At 70.8% G+C, this 2,324-nt stretch carries 3 protein-coding genes; 2 read left to right on the top strand and 1 reads right to left on the bottom strand.

Annotated elements, in window-relative coordinates; translation table 11 throughout:
* On the top strand, positions 1-525 hold a 525-nt coding region (locus GPA_RS13555; RefSeq protein WP_041239668.1), incomplete at its 5' end, for an NAD(P)/FAD-dependent oxidoreductase.
* A 38-nt stretch (positions 526-563) separates the two neighbouring features.
* Entirely contained in the window at positions 564-878 is a 315-nt protein-coding gene (locus GPA_RS13550; protein WP_231847655.1) for a riboflavin kinase, read from the top strand.
* 43 nt (positions 879-921) lie between these two features.
* Here GPA_RS13550 and GPA_RS13545 read toward each other — a convergent pair.
* A partial coding sequence (locus GPA_RS13545; protein WP_041239667.1) for an LTA synthase family protein occupies positions 922-2,324 on the bottom strand: 1,403 nt, incomplete at its 5' end.

The following is a 2,324-nucleotide window of genomic DNA, read 5'->3' as shown; positions in this document are numbered from 1 at the left end:
GGCCAGGGTGCGCGCTGCCTCGTGACGACGGCGGCGGGCACCCGCCTTGCCTGCCGGGCCGTGGTGAATGCGGCGGGCGTGCATGCCGACGAGCTGAACAATCTGGTGAGCGCCTACAAGCTGCGCATCGTGCCGCGGAGGGGCGAGTACCTGCTCTACGACACCGACCAGGGGGCCGCGTTCTCCCACACCGTTTTCCAGGCGCCCTCGCGGGCGGGCAAGGGCGTGCTCGTGACGCCCACCGTGCACGGCAACCTGCTGGTGGGGCCGAATGCGGTGGAGCAGGGGAGCAAGGAAGACGTGTCCACGAGCGCCGAGGGGCTCGCGTTCGTGCTGGAGGCGGCGCGGCGGACGTGGCCGGAGGCGGGCACACGCGGCGTCATCGCGAACTTCGCGGGGCTGCGCGCCTCGTGCGCGGAGGGCGATTTCGTCATCGGCCAGCCGGACGATGCGCCGGGCTTCTTCAACGTGGCCTGCTTCGATTCGCCGGGCCTTACCTCGGCGCCCGCCGTGGCTACTTCATGACGGGCACGGTGGAGCCGGGCCGCGGGGAAGGGGCCGATTTGGGCTTCCGCACCGCGAACCTCGCCGTGCCCGACCAGCTGCGCCCGCTCGGCGACGGCGTGTACGCCGCCTACGCCCAGGTGGACGGCACGCGCTACAAGGCCGCCGTGAACGTGGGCGTGGCCGCCACCTTCGCCGACCGCGCCACCGCCACCTGCGAGGTGCACCTCCTTGACTTCGCCGGCGACCTCTACGGCAAGCCGGTCAAGGTGGAGTTCCTGCACTGGCTGCGCCCCATGCGCAAGTTCGACGACGTGGAAGAGCTCATCGCCACGGTGAAGGGCAACATCCAGTGGGTGAGGGAGAACCTGTAGCGAGCGCCGGCAAGAGGAAGGGGCGGGGTGCTGCTTTGTTCGCCTACCTTGCTGCCCAGGCGGAATTCTTGTTGAACAGGTTGTCGTACTGCACCGTGGCGTAGGCGCGCAGGGCATCCAGCGCGCCGGGGTTCCCGCCGTCCTCGTCGCCGAAGCCGTGCCAGGCTCCGTCGGCGGTCAAAAAGCCGTTGAGGTTGATGGCGGGGACCGCCTCGCGCACGGCCAGCAGGAAGCGCTGGTAGCCCGTCGTGGGCAGGCCCGCGGCCTCCACCAGCTTCGATCCCAGGTAGTTGAGGCTCGTGCGCCCGTTCGCGCCGCTGTCTGGCGCGTGCGCGCCCTGTGCGCGGGCGGCATCGTTCGCCCAGATGAGGTACGGCACGGTGTAGCGTTCCTGCACGGCCTCGAGCCCCAGGTCGTCGGCCGCCGAGCCGTGGGTGGCCTCGAACAGCCAGTCGCTGAAGCCGGGCTGGTGGTCGCCGAAGAAGCACAGCACCACGGGCCGGTCGAGCGCGTTCAGCCTGTCCACGAGGTAGGCGAGGTCGCGGTCGGCCTGGCGGATGACGCTCGCGTACTCGTCGAGCTCCGACGACGTGCTGCCGTCGCCGAGCGGCACGCTCACCGCCAGCTCGTCGGCGAGGCCGCCCACGTCGTAGCCGCCGTGGTTCTGCAGCGTCACGTCGAAGACGAACTGCGGGCGCTCGTCGGCCTCAAGCAGGTCGAGCACGTAGTCGTACGTCGCGCGGTCGGTGGTGAGCCCGCGCAGCGTGTCGGCGCCCTCGAACGCGGCCTGGTCGGCGAACTGGTCGAATCCCAGCTGGTCGTACACGCGGTCGCGGCGCCAGTTCGTGTTCTCGGCCGGGTGGACGGCATGGGTCGCGTAACCCAGCGCGTCGAAGTACGACACGAGGCTCTCGGCGCCGTCGAGGTCGTACAGCACGTAGGGGTACACGCCGCCGCCGAGGTGCCCCATGCTCGAGCCGGTGAGGAACTCGAACTCGCTGTTGCATGTGCCGCCGCCGAGCGCCGACACGTACGCGTCGCCCGCCTCGAGCGCTTCCGCGGCAATCTCGTAATAGTGCGCGGGGCGGGCGTCGGTGCCCGCGAGGCCGGGATAGCGCGACAGGTCCGCGAACGTCTCGTTCATGACGGCTATCACGGTGGGGGCCTCGGTCTCGCCGGCCGTCTCGGGCGCGCCGCCGCCGAGCCCGCCGATCAGCGCCGCCACGCCGTCGGCGTCATAGCCGTCCGGTTCCGCAGGGCTTAGGTCCTGCACGCGCTTGAGGAAGCAGAGGGTCGATCCCTGCTCGGCGTACGACTCCTTCACACCCCAGACGTCCACCGTGCACGCGTACGCCTCCTCCAGGTCGTAGGAGCCCAGCCACCAGCCGAAGCATGCCGCCACGGCCACGGCGCACGCCGCGTTCGCCGCGACCCGCCGCGGCGAGA

The organism is Gordonibacter pamelaeae 7-10-1-b (assembly GCF_000210055.1).
GTDB lineage: Bacteria > Actinomycetota > Coriobacteriia > Coriobacteriales > Eggerthellaceae > Gordonibacter > Gordonibacter pamelaeae.
This window is presented reverse-complemented; position numbering and strand designations above follow the sequence as displayed.